At 37.1% G+C, this 15,722-nt stretch carries 13 protein-coding genes, 6 tRNA genes and 1 other RNA gene; 14 read left to right on the top strand and 6 right to left on the bottom strand.

Features of this window, described 5'->3' with window-relative positions; translation table 11 throughout:
* The first annotated feature begins 305 nt into the window (after window positions 1–305).
* From Q0976_RS02290 to Q0976_RS02265, 6 genes are all read left to right on the top strand, one after another.
* Window positions 306–397 (top strand) — tRNA-Ser (locus Q0976_RS02290).
* Between the two features lie 20 nt (window positions 398–417).
* Window positions 418–494, top strand: a tRNA-Arg gene (locus Q0976_RS02285).
* 27 nt (window positions 495–521) lie between these two features.
* Window positions 522–598: transfer RNA gene (locus tag Q0976_RS02280), tRNA-Arg, on the top strand.
* Window positions 599–618: 20 nt separating this feature from the next.
* Window positions 619–695 (top strand) — tRNA-Arg (locus Q0976_RS02275).
* A 27-nt stretch (window positions 696–722) separates the two neighbouring features.
* Window positions 723–799, top strand: a tRNA-Arg gene (locus Q0976_RS02270).
* Between the two features lie 9 nt (window positions 800–808).
* Window positions 809–900 (top strand) — tRNA-Ser (locus Q0976_RS02265).
* 119 nt (window positions 901–1,019) lie between these two features.
* Here Q0976_RS02265 and Q0976_RS02260 read toward each other — a convergent pair.
* On the bottom strand, window positions 1,020–1,205 hold the full coding sequence (locus Q0976_RS02260; protein ID WP_299490656.1) for a hypothetical protein: 186 nt from the start codon (window positions 1,203–1,205) through the stop codon (window positions 1,020–1,022).
* A gap of 403 nt (window positions 1,206–1,608) precedes the next feature.
* On the opposite strand from Q0976_RS02260, the gene Q0976_RS02255 reads away from it, so the two are divergent.
* The 5 genes from Q0976_RS02255 (at window position 1,609) to Q0976_RS02235 (ending at window position 7,918) form a co-directional block, all read left to right on the top strand.
* Entirely contained in the window at window positions 1,609–2,028 is a 420-nt protein-coding gene (locus Q0976_RS02255; RefSeq protein WP_299490507.1) for a YqaA family protein, read from the top strand.
* Between the two features lie 88 nt (window positions 2,029–2,116).
* The gene (locus tag Q0976_RS02250; protein ID WP_299490504.1) at window positions 2,117–4,951 is read left to right on the top strand and encodes a pitrilysin family protein; all 2,835 of its coding nucleotides are present in this window, start codon (window positions 2,117–2,119) and stop codon (window positions 4,949–4,951) included.
* Between the two features lie 272 nt (window positions 4,952–5,223).
* Window positions 5,224–6,801: a glutamate--cysteine ligase gene (gshA, locus tag Q0976_RS02245; protein WP_299490502.1), complete on the top strand. Its 1,578-nt coding sequence runs from the start codon at window positions 5,224–5,226 to the stop codon at window positions 6,799–6,801.
* The gene (locus tag Q0976_RS02240; protein WP_299490499.1) at window positions 6,791–7,225 is read left to right on the top strand and encodes a hypothetical protein; all 435 of its coding nucleotides are present in this window, start codon (window positions 6,791–6,793) and stop codon (window positions 7,223–7,225) included. Before gshA ends, Q0976_RS02240 begins: the two co-directional genes overlap by 11 nt.
* Window positions 7,226–7,300: 75 nt before the next feature.
* A complete protein-coding gene (locus Q0976_RS02235; RefSeq protein ID WP_299490654.1) occupies window positions 7,301–7,918 on the top strand; it encodes a hypothetical protein in 618 nt (205 codons plus the stop codon).
* Window positions 7,919–7,971: 53 nt separating this feature from the next.
* Here Q0976_RS02235 and Q0976_RS02230 read toward each other — a convergent pair whose 3' ends face one another.
* Window positions 7,972–9,189, bottom strand: coding sequence for a diguanylate cyclase (locus Q0976_RS02230; RefSeq protein ID WP_299490497.1), 1,218 nt, complete (start codon window positions 9,187–9,189; stop codon window positions 7,972–7,974).
* Between the two features lie 320 nt (window positions 9,190–9,509).
* Between Q0976_RS02230 and purE the strand changes: the two genes are divergently transcribed.
* From purE to Q0976_RS02215, 3 genes are all read left to right on the top strand, one after another.
* On the top strand, window positions 9,510–10,013 hold the full coding sequence (gene purE, locus Q0976_RS02225) for a 5-(carboxyamino)imidazole ribonucleotide mutase (protein ID WP_299490495.1): 504 nt from the start codon (window positions 9,510–9,512) through the stop codon (window positions 10,011–10,013).
* Window positions 10,014–10,493: 480 nt separating this feature from the next.
* The gene (gene raiA / locus Q0976_RS02220) at window positions 10,494–10,850 is read left to right on the top strand and encodes a ribosome-associated translation inhibitor RaiA (RefSeq protein WP_299490493.1); all 357 of its coding nucleotides are present in this window, start codon (window positions 10,494–10,496) and stop codon (window positions 10,848–10,850) included.
* A 153-nt stretch (window positions 10,851–11,003) separates the two neighbouring features.
* Window positions 11,004–12,248: an MFS transporter gene (locus tag Q0976_RS02215; protein ID WP_299490489.1), complete on the top strand. Its 1,245-nt coding sequence runs from the start codon at window positions 11,004–11,006 to the stop codon at window positions 12,246–12,248.
* Between the two features lie 30 nt (window positions 12,249–12,278).
* On the opposite strand, the gene Q0976_RS02210 is transcribed toward Q0976_RS02215, so the two are convergent.
* From Q0976_RS02210 to smpB, 4 genes are all read right to left on the bottom strand, one after another.
* A complete protein-coding gene (locus tag Q0976_RS02210; RefSeq protein ID WP_299490486.1) occupies window positions 12,279–12,959 on the bottom strand; it encodes a response regulator transcription factor in 681 nt (226 codons plus the stop codon).
* 432 nt (window positions 12,960–13,391) lie between these two features.
* On the bottom strand, window positions 13,392–13,952 hold the full coding sequence (locus Q0976_RS02205; RefSeq protein ID WP_299490483.1) for a CBS domain-containing protein: 561 nt from the start codon (window positions 13,950–13,952) through the stop codon (window positions 13,392–13,394).
* 728 nt (window positions 13,953–14,680) lie between these two features.
* Window positions 14,681–15,036: a transfer-messenger RNA gene (gene ssrA, locus Q0976_RS02200) on the bottom strand.
* A 165-nt stretch (window positions 15,037–15,201) separates the two neighbouring features.
* Window positions 15,202–15,687 carry an SsrA-binding protein SmpB gene (gene smpB / locus Q0976_RS02195; RefSeq protein WP_299007332.1) on the bottom strand — a complete coding sequence of 162 codons (486 nt, stop codon included), beginning with the start codon at window positions 15,685–15,687 and terminating at the stop codon, window positions 15,202–15,204.
* Window positions 15,688–15,722: the final 35 nt, after the last annotated feature.

The raw sequence follows: 15,722 nt of genomic DNA, 5'->3' as shown, positions 1-15,722 counted from the left end.
GAGCCTGCATATGTGTTTCTGGCGTCGACGAGTGCCAACAGCTTAAATATAGAAGGGATAGGTAATAAATAAATGCATATTTTTATGCTCAACGATTTAATTTTTGTCATTTAATTAAAATATCTGTTGCTATATTTTTAGGGAGGCTACGGTACTTATAGTATTGGCCGCATGGATATGAAGGAAAGATTAAACAGACTCGCTTTATATAGCATCAATATGCTTAAAAACAGTTCAAACAGCAAAGGTTTATTAAAAAGGGTTTGACTTATTTTCGGCAAACAGTAATATGTGCGCCAAGAAACGGAGAGGTGGCCGAGTGGCCGAAGGCGCTCCCCTGCTAAGGGAGTATGGGCTTTAACTCCCATCGAGGGTTCGAATCCCTCCCTCTCCGCCATTTCTTATAATAGATACAATGCGCGTGTAGCTCAGCTGGATAGAGTACCTGGCTACGAACCAGGCGGTCGGAGGTTCGAATCCTCCCACGCGCACCATCTATTAAAATTGTCGATTAAAGTAATGCGCGTGTAGCTCAGCTGGATAGAGTACCTGGCTACGAACCAGGCGGTCGGAGGTTCGAATCCTCCCACGCGCACCACTTTTAAAAAATTAAATAATGCGCGTGTAGCTCAGCTGGATAGAGTACCTGGCTACGAACCAGGCGGTCGGAGGTTCGAATCCTCCCACGCGCACCATATAAATAATAATGATAACAAGATTTCGCGCGTGTAGCTCAGCTGGATAGAGTACCTGGCTACGAACCAGGCGGTCGGAGGTTCGAATCCTCCCACGCGCACCATGTTTGAACGGAGAGGTGGCCGAGTGGCCGAAGGCGCTCCCCTGCTAAGGGAGTATGGGCTTTAACTCCCATCGAGGGTTCGAATCCCTCCCTCTCCGCCATCACATTGATTATCGAATTTGTGATACAAAAAAACCGCTTATAATGCGGTTTTTTTGTATCTACAATATAAGGCTTTTAAAAACATCATCATTTCATTTTTTGTTATTTCACTTCTCTATTAACCGCGAATATTTTGTCCTGAAGTTAACCAAAGCAGTAATGTCAATGCAATAATGACGGTTGCACTAATTGATATAATATAGATGAACCCTGTTTTTCCTTGTTTTAGAGGGATCCCGTGGTAGCTTAAAAACAGTATCCAACCTAAGGATAAGAGCGCCGGAAGAATAAATAATTTTGCCATCATTTCACCGTTAAAGAGATAGACTATTGAAAAGTATAAAATAAAAAAAACTATTTTGTTGGTTTTTTTCAATGACTTTATATTTTATTCAAAATAGGTGTACGCAATTGTTGTGGTTAAGATTTTTTACATGGCTTCTTAAGGAGTGTTTTTTGATTGTTTGTTGCCATAAGAAGACTGCTGTGTTTATTGTGTTGTGATGACTGTGGGTGATCAGTGGATCGTGCAAACATTTGTTCATTTTTATGTTTAAATCGTTATGATCGTTATTTTTGCTTTTTTTTATTAGTATTTTATTGTTTCTGCAGATTTTTTTTTCTTGTGTTTATTTTAACTTAGATGTTTAATTTGATACTTTTGTGTTGAACTGAAATAAAAGTGGTTTTTAAGTGGAGTAGATAATATGGCTGAGCTATGGTTGATGTTCAGTGCAGCATTTTTAGCAGCCACTTTGTTACCTGGTGGATCAGAGATTTTGCTGATTGCTATGTTAAATGAGCATCAGGTTTCATGGGAAGCATTGGTTGCTGTGGCGACTATAGGTAACACTTTAGGAGCAATTACCAGTTATTATCTAGGTTATTTGGGACGTTTTGCAATAACACCAGAAGAAATGTCTAAAGGAAAATATAAATACGGAATAAATTTGATTCAAGGGTATGGTTATTGGGCATTACTATTAGCTTGGGTACCGATTATTGGCGATATACTTTGTTTGTTTGCAGGTTGGATGCGAGTGGCTTTTTTTCAAGCTGCAATAATGATTTTTATTGGTAAATTAGTTCGCTATTTTGCTATCGTAATCTTGGTTTGGTATTGGTAATGATTAAAATATACTGTGAATCATTCATTTGACATTTTAATCATAGAATAGAACAACATAAAAGTGAGCACTGATGAGAGGAAAGACATTGAAAGCATGGTTTTTGGCAGTGGGGATGGCTGCAGTCTTAGTGGCTTGTGCAGATAAAAAGGCACAACCAACTTTACCCAAGGGAGTGGTGTTATTGGAAACCAGTAAACAGACAGGATCGCAGGTTGGGATCTCCTTTCGTAAGTATCAGTTGGCTAATGGATTAATTGTCATTCTACATCAAGATCACTCTGATCCTCTTGTGACTGTGGATGTTACCTATCATGTGGGTTCTGCTAGGGAGTTAACGGGTCGTTCAGGTTTTGCTCATTTATTTGAACACATGATGTTTCAAGGATCTGAGCATGTTGCTGATGAGCAGCATTTTAAAACAGTAACTGAAGCGGGAGGGACATTAAATGGTACGACTAATACAGATAGGACGAATTATTTTGAAACGGTACCCAGTAATCAGCTTGAAAAAATGCTTTGGTTAGAATCGGATCGTATGGGGTTCTTCCTTCCCGCTTTGACGGAGAAGAAATTTGAAGTACAAAGAGAAACGGTGAAGAATGAACGTGCTCAACGGATTGATAATCAACCTTACGGTCAAATGGGGGAAAAGTTTAATCAAGCATTTTACCCAAAGGGGCATCCTTATTCTTGGCCCGTTATCGGTTGGCCAGAAGATTTAAATCGAGCCGATTTAGAGGATGTGAAACAGTTTTTTCAGCGTTGGTATAGCCCTAATAATGCAACGCTCACCATAGGTGGTGATTTTGATGAAGCACAAACATTACAGTGGGTGAATAAATACTTTGGCGAGATCCCAAGAGGACCTGAAGTTAAATCAGATAAAAAGACCTTAGTTAAGCTAGATAAGACACGTTATTTATCAATGGAAGATAGGGTTTATTTGCCCTTATTACGTATTGCATTTCCCACAGTTTATGCAAGACACCCAGATGAAGCTGCATTAGATTTATTGGCCAATATTTTAGGGGGGGGGAAAACGTCTTTATTATATAAAAATTTAGTTAAGAGTGGCTATGCTGTTCAAGCAGGTGTGAATCATCCCTGTCAGGAATTAGCGTGCCAATTTACTTTATATGCAGTAGCCAACCCCGATAAAGAAGCCAATTTAGCCAATTTAGAACAACGCATTTTAGATTCAATTAAGGAGTTTGAACAGCGGGGAGTCACACAAGAAGATTTGGATAAAGTAAAAGTACAGTTTGAAGCTTCTACTATTTTTGGCCTTCAAAGCGTATCAGGAAAAGTCTCTACTTTAGCTTATAATCAAACTTTTTCGGGCAATCCAGATATGATTGCTTTGGATTTGAAACGTTATGCGAGCGTGACTCGTGAAGATGTGATGAGAGTCTTCGATACTTATATCAAAAATAAACCTATGGTTGTTATGAGTGTTGTTCCTATGGGACAAAAAGCGTTAATTGCGAAACCTGATACTTTTGTGCCAGAGCCGGAAAGTGTGGCCGAGGACGTAATTAAAGGACAAGTATCCGTCCAACAGACTGTTTCTAGCTTTGATCGAACAAAAATGCCTCCAGCAGGCCCAGCACTTGTATTAAAAACTCCCGTTATTTGGAAGCAAAACCTTAAAAATGGTATTGAGGTAATTGGCACACAAAGTAATGAAACGCCGACAACGGAGCTGATGATTTATCTGAATGGTGGACATCGACTTGTTGATGTCAATAAAGCGGGCCTAGCCAATATTACTGCGTCAATGATGAATGAGTCTAGTCGCTATAGAAGTACTGAAGAGTTGACTCAAGCTCTTGAAATGTTAGGTAGTCAGGTGAGTTTTGGGGCGAGTGATTACCAAAGTTATATTCAAATTTCTTGTTTAACCTCTCGTTTGGATGAGACGCTAGCAATCGTAGAAGAAAAGTTGTTTTATCCTGCGTTCAAAGAAGCGGATTTTCTTCGCGTCAAAGAGCAACTGTTGAAAAGTTTGCAACATATGCAATCTGAACCCAGTTACCTTGCTAAAACGGCATTTAATCATTTATTGTTTGGTGATAAAAATGCGCTGGGAGTCAATGCAACTGGTACTTTATCAACGATTAACCATTTGACATTAAAAGATGTTAAAGCTTTTTATCAAGAACAATATACTGCCGATAATGCTCAATTTGTTGCTGTGGGAGATTTAGCACAGAAAGCATTAATACCTAAATTAGCAGGTTTTTCAAAGTGGACTGGGAGTGCCAGTGTATTGCCACCATTAGGTCCATTGCCCGTGCTCAAAGGAGGGACTGTTTATATTGTGGATAAACCTGGTGCAGCGCAGTCTGTCATTAAAATTGGTAAGCGTGCATTACCTTATGATGCAACGGGCCTATTTTTTAAATCTAACTTGATGAATTATCCACTAGGCGGAGCATTTAATAGCCGAATTAATTTAAATTTAAGAGAAGATAAAGGTTATACCTATGGTGCCAGAAGTTATTTTGATGGTGGTATGGAAAAAGGTTATTTTGAAGCAACAACGAGCGTTAGAGCGGATGTGACAGCTGCTTCAGTAAAAGAGTTAATGACAGAAATCACTCGTTATCAGCAGTCTGGTATGACTGATGAAGAGCTGAGTTTTATGCGTAATTCTATTTCGCAAAGTGAAGCTTTAGATTATGAAACACCCTATCAAAAAGCCAGCTTTTTGCGTTTAATACAAAGGTACCATTTAAGTGAAGATTTTACCGTAAAGCAGAGTGACATTATTCAATCTATTTCAAAGGCGCAGTTAAACGAATTGGCAGCCCAAGAGTTGACGTTAAATGATATGATTATTTTAATTGTAGGGGATAAAGCGACGATAGAGTCACAGGTTGCGCAATTGGGCTACCCAATAAAAATAATCAAATTGTAAAAAAATGATGTTTTTGTTGTAAAAACTATAATGAGTCCCAATATACTCTCTGTTATAAGGAAAGCCTTGTTTAGCTTGCCCCAAGCCACTTGATTGAGTATTGTTATCATCCTTGAGAAGGCAAAAAAATGGCTCTTATTTAGAGTCATTTTTTAATGAATAATAGTAGTAAGAAGTGCATTAAATTGTCGATTAGCATTTAGGCTTCATACTATTTTTATGTGTAGTCAATAAGTTACATTGATACTGTTCATTTACCAGAGAATATAAAATTGAAATCATTCAATGAGTTAGTTGCAGTTTTGTCGGATCAGCCTGGAAGAGAAGCATTGAGAACAATGTATCGAGGTATTGAACGAGAAGCGTTACGTATTGACGGAACTGGGCATTTAGCAATGGATCCCCACCCAAAAGTACTAGGCTCAGCATTAACACATTCACGGATCACAACAGATTATAGTGAGTCTTTACTTGAGTTCATCACGCCTGTGCACAGTGATATAAATGAACTCCTTAAGGATTTGAAGCAAACTCATGCTTATACGCTGCAGCATATTCAAGGCCAGAAATTGTGGCCCGTCAGTATGCCATGTTATGTGGGTAAGACGACTGATATTCCGATTGCAAATTACGGTACGTCTAATGTCGGAAAAATGAAGCGTTTATACCGAAAAGGCCTCACACACCGTTATGGTGCATTGATGCAAATTATTTCAGGGGTTCATTTTAACTTTTCAGCATCGGGATCTTTATTTGAAACAATGTATTCAGTTTCTGATAAAACAATGGATCTGAATGATTTTACATCTAATGCTTATTTTGGCTTAATTCGTAATTATCGACGTCTGGTTTGGGTCCTTCCTTATTTATTTGGAGCCTCTCCAGCCATTTGTGAGTCTTTTGTAAAAAACCAATCTACCGATTTAGCATTTGAAAAATTAGGACGAGGGACATTATATTTACCCTATGCAACCTCATTGAGAATGAGTGATTTAGGGTATACGAATCAAGAACAAGAATGTTTAAATATCAGTTACAATAGCTTGCCTGAGTATTTAGAAGGGATGCAATCGGCAATTAATATGCCATCAATCCATTTTGAGAAAATTGGTGTTAAAGTCGATGGGGATTATCGACAACTTAATGCGAATATTTTACAGATAGAAAATGAATTTTATTCCCCTATTCGTGCTAAAAGAGTGGCGTTATCAGGAGAGAAGCCTTCAGAGGCTTTAGCCAGAGGAGGAGTTGAATATATTGAGGTTAGAGCGTTAGATGTGAATCCATTTAGTGAAATTGGTATTTCTGAAGAACAAGTTCGCTTTTTAGATTTATTTTTACTTTATTGTTTATTACAAGAGTCTCCAAATACCGATAATGTTGAAGAACAAGAAATTGCCGCAAATTTAAAGTCCGTTGTATTGGAAGGGCGTAAACCAGATTTAACCTTGTTAAGAGATGGAAAGCCTGTCGCACTTTCTCAGTGGATGACAGCGTTATTGGATGATCTTGGTCAGTTAGCTGATTTGATCGATACTGATAAGGATAAATCTTATCAAGAGACCTTATCTCAATGCGCCGAGGCGGTTAATGATCCTAGTAAAACCTTGTCTGGAAAAATCATGAAACAGTTATTGCAACAAGGCGTGGATCATGGTCAATGGGTCGCTAATTTAGCACATGAATATCAAACTACATTAATGAATTACTCTTTATCAGAACAGATTAATAAACAATATCAAATAGCTGCTGATGATTCTTTGACAAAACAAGCGCAGTTAGAGGACTGTGATGAATTGACCTTCGATGAGTACTTGAAGACATATTTTGAGCATTCTTATGAAGTGTAAGTTTATTATCGTGTTATTGATGACAAGTGGATTGTTTGCTTGCTCATCAAAGCCTGTTAATTTGCGGCAGTGTGGAACCGTATCAGGTTATTTAGAGCCTGATAGTCATGACAATTTATACCGTGTTGTGGTGACTCACCTTAATAGTCAGCCTGTGATTTCAAAACCCAATTATTGGTTAGCGCCGGGTCATTATCAATTTACCGTAGCTGAACTGATTGATAATACAAAGTTAAAGGTTTCATTGTCAGCAAGAAAAACAAAAACGTTAACGATTGATGTTGTGAAAAATGAGCAATATCACCTTGCAGCAAAATTCAATACAGATAGACAGTACACTGGTAATAATAGTGGTTATTGGGAGCCTGTCGTTTGGAAAACGAATACATTAAGTTGTGAGCTTCCAATACCACCTCAGGAGTAAATCAATAGTGTCATTGCATCATGGGGCTATCAATGTGAAACTATGGCGTCTCACTTTTACATTGGTAGCATTTTTATGACGTGGCGATTGATACTTCAGCTTGTTTTTATTTCTTGTTTTTTGAGTGCTTGTGCGAGCTCTCCCCCTAAAAATGCTGAGAATATCTGTGCTATTTTTAAAGAGAATAGAAGTTGGTATGATGCGGCAAAAGAGACTCGTGAAAAATGGGGGGTGCCCGTTCATGTCCCTATTGCCATTATGTACCAAGAAAGCTCATTTAAGCACAATGCAGCTCCTCCTATGGAATATTTCTTAGGTTTTATTCCTATTGGGCGGGTGAGCAGTGCCTATGGTTATGCTCAAGCGAAAACCATGACTTGGGATGATTATGTAAGGGAAACAGGGAACTCTTGGTCAAGTCGAAGTAATTTCGATGATGCGATGGATTTTATGGGTTGGTTTATTTATAAAACTCAAAAAATCAATGGTGTTTCAAAATGGGATGCAAAGAAGCAGTACCTTAATTACCATGAAGGTTGGGGGGGCTATAAACGAAAAACTTATCGCTCAAAAGCTTGGTTAATGAAGGTGTCAAATAAAGTCGATGCGAGAGCTAAACGTTACGCGAAACAATATCGCGGATGCCAAGAAGATTTAGACTCATCTTGGTTATGGCGCTTATTTTTCGGTTGATGCAATGCTTTTATGGGTATACTTTCACAATAATTGGACTTGATTGAGTCATTTTATTCATTAAGTGTGTCTTGCTTTAGCATTTTCCTTGCATCTTGATAGCTTGTTTTCCAGTTTTTTTGGTAGCCACCGATGCCATACTTGATTGTTATGGGTTCAATGTTGGCATCGATTGAAGCATTATGGATGTCTGCTCCTAACTGCTTCAATTGATATTCTAATTGCTGTTCTGGTCCATGACACAGAATGATAAACTCATTACCACCAAAGTAAGCAACAATGGCTTCATTGAGCCATAGTGCTTGTAAATGGTGGCTTAATAATTGAATCACTTTATCGCCTGCTTGGTAGCCTTCGTGTTTGTTGTATGCATTTAAATTTTTTATTTTTATTAACAATAAATAGCTACCAAAGTGAGGTTTGAGTTTCCATTGTCTCGATTTTTTTTCAAATCCTTGTTGATTGTATAGTTGAGTGAGCTGATTTCTAAAGGTGAGTTTTTGAATCGCTTTTGATTTGTGGTATATATTTATCACATTTGCCGCTTCATGTGTGAGAAGTTCAACGAGATGACAGTCATATTGGTTGAATGCATTTAGAGAGCCACTGTCTAAATTAAGTAAGCCGTAAAGTTCACCATCTATGTGGATAGGACTCGATAAAGTAGAGCAAATAGGCATAATGGGGGCACTACTAAGCAGCATTTGTTCATTTTTATTGAGTGTACTTTCATCATTGATGTGCGTCATATCATCAATAATAACGACTCGGTCACATTTTCCATGAGTGAAGCGGTGTTCAAAAGATTGTTCTAAATTAAAATTTATTCTCCTTAATTTATTGAGATCAATACCAACAGATGACTCAAAAAATAAGTTTTTTGTGTTGGGGTCGATTCTAATAATTGTCCCCATTTCAGCTCCATTGATACAACTGACGGCTTTTTTAAGTAATGCATTAAGGAATGAAGCTTCATTTTCATATTGATTAGCAAAATGCACTAATTCAAGACTAATGGCATTAATATGATGCATTTGATGTAAATGTTCATTTGCGCGGCTAAGCCTTCCTTGGTGAAGGTAGTAACTTAAGCTATATCCTAAAATGTAAATGATACAAACAAGCGTAAGGGTTAGAATTGATTGGTATTGAGAAATGCCATTGAAAAAAATACTCCAGTACACAATAAGCAATAACAGAGGTGTGCCAAGTAAAGCAATATGAAATTTCAGATCAAATTGGTCAGTTATTTGTTTATTATTAGTGAGCACCAGAAAATCCTTTCTGTAGGTTTAGCTATTGCGCGTAAGCGAATAATTTTATTTACTATTCATTCATAATGCCATTATACCTAAGCGATTTTAATAAGCTAGATTATGAATCTAAACCCTTAGTTATAACAGGGATTTTAAGGAATAAAAAAAACTGCAGTTATTTTCTAATTTGTAAATTATTACAATAATTTCAAAACCTTGATTCATTGTTTTTAAATTAGAATTCAGTGTATAAATTCAGAGGGGGTAGCTTGGGTTACGCTTTTAATTGACTTTCTTTATAATGCGCCCAAACTCAGGCTGACTAAGGATTTAAGATGACTCAAGCATTTGTTGCGGTACTAATGGGATCTGACTCTGATTTACCTACAATGCAAGCCACATTGGATATATTGAAAAAGTTCGATATTAAATTTGAAGCAAAAGTAACATCGGCTCATAGAACGCCTGCTGCTACGCACAGTTATGTTGCTGATGCGGAATCACGTGGTTGTAAAGTTTTTATTTGTGCGGCAGGTTTAGCTGCACACTTAGCTGGCGCTGTAGCAGGGATAACGACACGCCCAGTGATTGGTGTGCCGATTGATTGTGGTCCATTACATGGGCAGGATGCTTTGTTGTCGACAGTGATGATGCCTGGGGGAGTCCCAGTTGCGACAGTGGCTATTGGTAAAGCAGGGGCTAAAAATGCAGGATACTTAGCGGCTCAAATGTTGGCGGTTGCTGATGAGGCGCTTGCTAAAGCTGTTTTTGAAGAACGAGCACAATCTGCTCTGGCGGTGAGTGAAAAAGATAAAGCATTGCAAGCTGCACTTAAGTAGGCATTGGCATGATGGGTGATGAAAACTCTCATCACCCACTGATAATATATTTCTCATTTGCTTCTTGTTTGTTTTTAGGTAGATCTCTTTTGGTTTATTTCTTGTTAGTGCTATTATTGCTTAAAAAGATATTTAGCTTTAACTCACTGATCCTCAAACTTCTTATTCTTTTTCCTTAATAAATAGTGTATATCTGTTTAATTAACCCCAGCAAATATGCGGGTTATGAGCTAAAATAGACTATGTGGGATGATGCTTGTATGGCATTGTTACTGAGTGTATATCGTTCGATAAATACGAAATGGATACAGTTAGGTTACTCTGTCAGAGCATTGTTGTCGCAATATTTAATAGCATTAGCACTGTGTTCATAGGAGTTTTTCTTATTGAGCCTGTGTCTGTAGTATTAATTCTTCTTTTACGACGCTTAACAAAAGTGAGCAATCTAGTATAAGAAGACACTTTTAAGTAGGAATCGCTATGAAACTAAATCTTTCAGGTCACCATGTTGATGTTACCGAGAGCGTTAAAGCGCATATTACCGAAAAGTTCTCAAAAATAGAAAGTCATTTTCCCACCTTAATATCACTCGATACCACTATTTCAAAAGTTCATGGAGAGTTTCAAGTTGAAATTAGAACCAATTACGAAGGTTCTAGGGTGTCAGTCTCAGCGACTCATGATGTAATGTATCCAGCAATTGCATCAGCGGGTAAAAAATTAGATGCAGCTTTGAAACATCGTAAGGGACAATTGAAAGCAGATAAGCATCAAAAACCGATTTGTACTACGCCTGTTATTGCCCATGAAAAGATACAAGAGATGGACTTAAATTAGTCGTTAATGAATGTTAGCCACTCTTTTAGCATTGTGTGAGTGGCTAAAAAACAGTTTGTTATATCCCTCTTTATTTTGCTTTTATTTATGACTTCCTCAATTTATTACTCTTTAAGACTATACTGAATAAATATACTCTTGAAGGTGTTGACTATGACTGTCTTGTGCCGCTTTGCTCTCGTTGCAGTTGTATTTGTTGACCTTATGGGGCAAGGATTAGTATTTCCTATTATTAATGAATTAATGATGTCCAAGTCAATTAACTTCTTACCAATTGGGTTGGGGGACGACACGAGACACTTTTTTTATGGTCTAGTGATAGGCGTTTTTTTTATTACTTGGTTTCTTGGTGCGGTCTATATAGCAAAACTTTCGGATAGTATTGGTCGAAAGAAGGCAATTCTTATCTGTCTCTTTGGTGCATTAGCCGGTTATTTAATAACCATACTTTCAATATTGTTAAATAGTTTCTGGTTATTAATTTTAGGACGTTCAATAACAGGCTTTACTGCCGGCAATCAACCTATCGCGCAGGCTGCAATGATGGATGCAAGTCGAAGTGAGACTGAGAAATCACGTAATATGGGCTTTATAGTGGCAGGGATCAGTACGGGATTAATGGGAGGCCCCTTAATCGGTGGTTTGTTGTCAGACAAAGATTTATTGGGAAGCATGGCAAGTATTCAACTTCCTTTTTATGGGGCAAGCTTGCTTGTTCTCATCACTATTTTTTTAGTCGTATTTTTTTATCATGATGTGAAAAAACCGAATAAAAAGGTGTTATTCAAGCCTCTTGAACTATTTACTATGCTCTTTAAATTAAAAGATAAACCGTTAGTATTGAGACTATGCGGGGTATATTTGAGCTTTATGACGGCCAACGTCACTTTTTATATTTTTTTGACTAATTATTTGAGTAGTCGGTTTGACATTGGTTTACTAGGCACTAGCATGGCAATGCTTATCATGGGATCGACAATTGCATTTTCTAGTCTTTTTTTGATTGAACGTGTGTTAAATTACTGGGGGAAACGCCGTACGATTGCTTATATATCAATTATAATGGCTGTCTTTTCTCTATTGTTTACAATAAGCTCAAGTATCTTTATTTGTTATGTTTCTATCGCAATATTTTATTTGGGCTTTGGTGTAGCGTATCCGACTTTATTATGCCTTTTTTCGGACAGTGTTTCTGAAGCAGAACAAGGCTGGTCTATGGGAATAACGACAGCGGGATTTACTTTGGCAGCAGGAGTGATGTCTTTAATTGGTGGTGGGCTTATGGCGTTAAATATTCATTTACCTTTCTATATATGTGCAGCAGCGGCAATTATAGCGGTACTGTTAATGAAATTTACTTGGAATACCAAAGCTGTTAGAGCTGTTTTATCTGATTAAATGAGTTGACGGAAACCTTAACCCAAAAGCTTAGATGAGGCTGAGTTTCAATGCTTTTAATATAGCTTCTGTACGGCCTTGGCTTTTTAGTTTTAAGAGCAAAGTTGAAATATGGTTTTTGACTGTCCCTTCAGCAAGAAATATAGCGTTGGCAATATCTTGATTTGAAAAACCTCCAGCCATTAAAGACAATATCTCATATTCTCTTTTGGAAATCCGCATATCTTCTTGAGCGCGTTTAGAGATGTTTTCATGAGGCGTTGATAAGTGGTCTAAAATATCATTTTCAAATAAATAGTTGCCATTAGCTACACGTTTTATGGCATTAACTAAATGATTATAAGTCACATCTTTTAATAGAAAACCATTGGCTCCCGCTGATATACTATTGATAAGTAATTGGTAATCACTGAAAGTGGTTAGCATAATAACTGGGACATTATTGTTGTTGTTTCGCATTTTTTTTACAGTATTAATGCCATCAAGTTTTGGCATACGTATATCACAGAGTAAAACATCAATGTCTTCTTGTTTAAGCAGCTTGAGTGCTTCCTCTCCATTTTCTGCTTGCCATGTCAGAGTAATATTTTCACAAATTGAAAGTAGGCTAGCTAAGTGTTGTCTTTCTATGGCTTGATCATCAACGAGTGCTACGTGAATTTTTGACGTAGAGTTTTTAGCATTGTATTTGCCAAACTGTTTATCGAACATTGAATTTCCCTTTTATTCAAATTATAGAGTCATGTTTAACTTATTCTTTTGATTGACAATTGGCTATGATGAACGAAAGTAATAGAAATACAGATAGGAGTCAGGTGAAGTTTGATTGTTATCATGTACAGCTGAATAATCATGATTAAGTGTGATTGCTATATCATATAATTTATTCATTTTTAAGTATTCAGTACATTATCATTTTGATGGCTAGAACGAGTGATAAAATGCTTGTTTTTTAAGAATAGGTTAAATATTAATTTATTGTGATGGCTATAAGTTAATATTTTTTAATTTAAACCTATTGTTATTATATTAACAGCTAGTACTAGATTGCTAGGTGCAAGAACAGTATTTATTGTGCGATAAATTAATAGGGTTGGTTTTAATAGCCCTTTAGTGACTATTAAAACCAGTAAGACTTACTGCTTAGTAAGCAACGTTAAAAATTTGTTGGAAAGAAGGGGGAGTAGCAATATTTAAAGGAATATTGAGTTTTCTAGAAATATCATTTGCAGAAATTAAACCTCTTATATGGTGCCTTTTCTGATCGATGACCAAGATATGGTGTAAGCCATTTGTTTGTAATGCTCTAATGACATCACTGACTTTAGCTGATTTAATTTGATGATAATCAAGAGCCAATAATGATTCTCTAGGGATCATCATATCTCTAATAGACAATTCATGTCGTGACTCACCCACAGTTTGGGCTTGCTTTAATATTTTTCGCTCTAGTAGTTCATCTTTTGTCACTATGCCTAAAAAGGTATTGTTTTTATCAACCACGAGGCGCATATAAGCATGGGTTTTTTCCATTATTTCCACAGTTTCAACTGCGGTTGCACGGGCGTCAACGACTAAAGGTAAAGAGTGATCAAAATCAGTAAAAATCGATACGGCAGGAGAATTAAGCTCAGTGATGTCTTCTTCAGATGACCAAAGTAAGTGATCGATAGATGCGGTACTAAAAAGATCCAAATTTCTCATAACAACTACCTCCATAGGTAATTCTAATTTGCATAAGAGGAAGGCTGTTTTTCAAACAATGCGATTCAACGGTCCCACTCAAAGGGCGGGAGAGTAAAAGGACAAGAAAAAATAACCCTATAGCTAAACACTAGAACAGTCAGTGCGCTTAAGTCAATAAAGGGTAGGAACTATTAAGTATTATTAATTATTTAAGGTGTTTTTTTGATATTTATGTATATAAAAATGAGTGGTGTTTTGTTTTTGGTTTTCTTTATGTTTAAAATGGTTTGTTTTTTGTGTTATTTATTAGATTTTTTTGGGAGTGAATCGTCTTTTTATTGAGGCAAGATGACATGAGTTTTCAATGAATGAGGAGTTAATAACAAATATCTAAAACAGCATTATTATATTAAACTTCAATGAATTATTAAAATATAAATGTATAAATTTTTGATCAAAAGCACGATTTTATCTTTTATTGAGCCGTTTTAATACTGGCTAACTCATGCTGTTCAAATAATCAACTATTTTTTGTTTATTTGTAAATGTTTAATGTCATCAGTTAGAAATTGGACTATGAGACTGATTAAATATTTAAGTTTTTAAAATCAACATGTTATATTGAAAGTCATATGCTTGTTTACATGACTGAGAAAGGCTGTAATGAGTGATTATTTCCCCTTTTCTATATGTGATACTTCAGATGTGACAAAGGGTTAGCCTTTCGGCTAACCCTTTGTTTTATTTGGTGGAGGCGGCGGGGCTCGAACCCGCGTCCAAAAAGCCTACATCCAAGGCGCTACATGCTTAGTCTCTCTTTTGGTTAACCAAGTACACTCCGAAAGACAGGATTGCAATTGGCGAGTTCAGTACTGTTTCGCGGTTCACCCCTGAACGTGGTTCCCTCGCTATCAAATGTAAAGGTGACCATCTATATACTCTGCCCATTTGATAAACGTGAGCAAGATGGCTAGCTAGCCTAAGCTGCTAGAGCGTAGTTATCGTCGTTTGCAACTATAACTGTGCGGCTTTTTACGAGGCCAACCGCCCCTCGGCATGCTCCCAGGGTTTCGAGAATCTTGTCGAATCCAGAATCGCCCCCAAGTACAATCATTCTAACCGTTAAATAGCGTATCACCAAGCAGTTTATAAAGATTAACAACTGTTTGTTTGTTAAATGTACGACTGATGTTTAAGTCATTTGAAAATCAGATGATACCAAGCAACTTTTTATTTGTAATACGACAAGTTGCTTAGTGATTTCTTTTTATTGGCGCACAGAGTTTTTAATGGTACGTGCTTTTTCTATTTGCCATTCACGATCTTTGGTATCGTCTCGTTTATCGTGTTCTTTTTTACCTTTACCTAGCCCTATTTCTATTTTTACCCACGCCCCTTTTTGCCAATACATGGAAATGGGGACAATAGAATAACCTTTACGATCAACGAGGCCTTGTAATTTATCTAATTCTCGACGTTTTAAAAGGAGCTTTCTTGAGCGCATTGGGTCGCATACGACATGGGTAGATGCGGTATTGAGTGGGGCTATCGTACAACCAAACAAATAGGCTTCGCCATCTCTAAGGAATACATAGCTTTCAGACAAGTTAACCTTGCCCATACGAATTGATTTAACTTCCCACCCCATGAGGGACAAACCAGCTTCTAATTTCTCTTCGAACTTATAATCGAAGGTTGCACGTTTATTGCGTGCAATGGAAGCGCTAGGGGTTTTTGATTTTTTCTTAGCCATAGCAGGCTATTATACTCAGAGTCAAACAATTTGGA

Origin of the sequence: uncultured Shewanella sp. (assembly GCF_947501665.1) — a bacterium.
Classification (GTDB): domain Bacteria; phylum Pseudomonadota; class Gammaproteobacteria; order Enterobacterales; family Shewanellaceae; genus Shewanella.
Note: the sequence above shows the minus strand (reverse complement) of the source record. Positions and strands in the feature narration are given on the sequence as shown.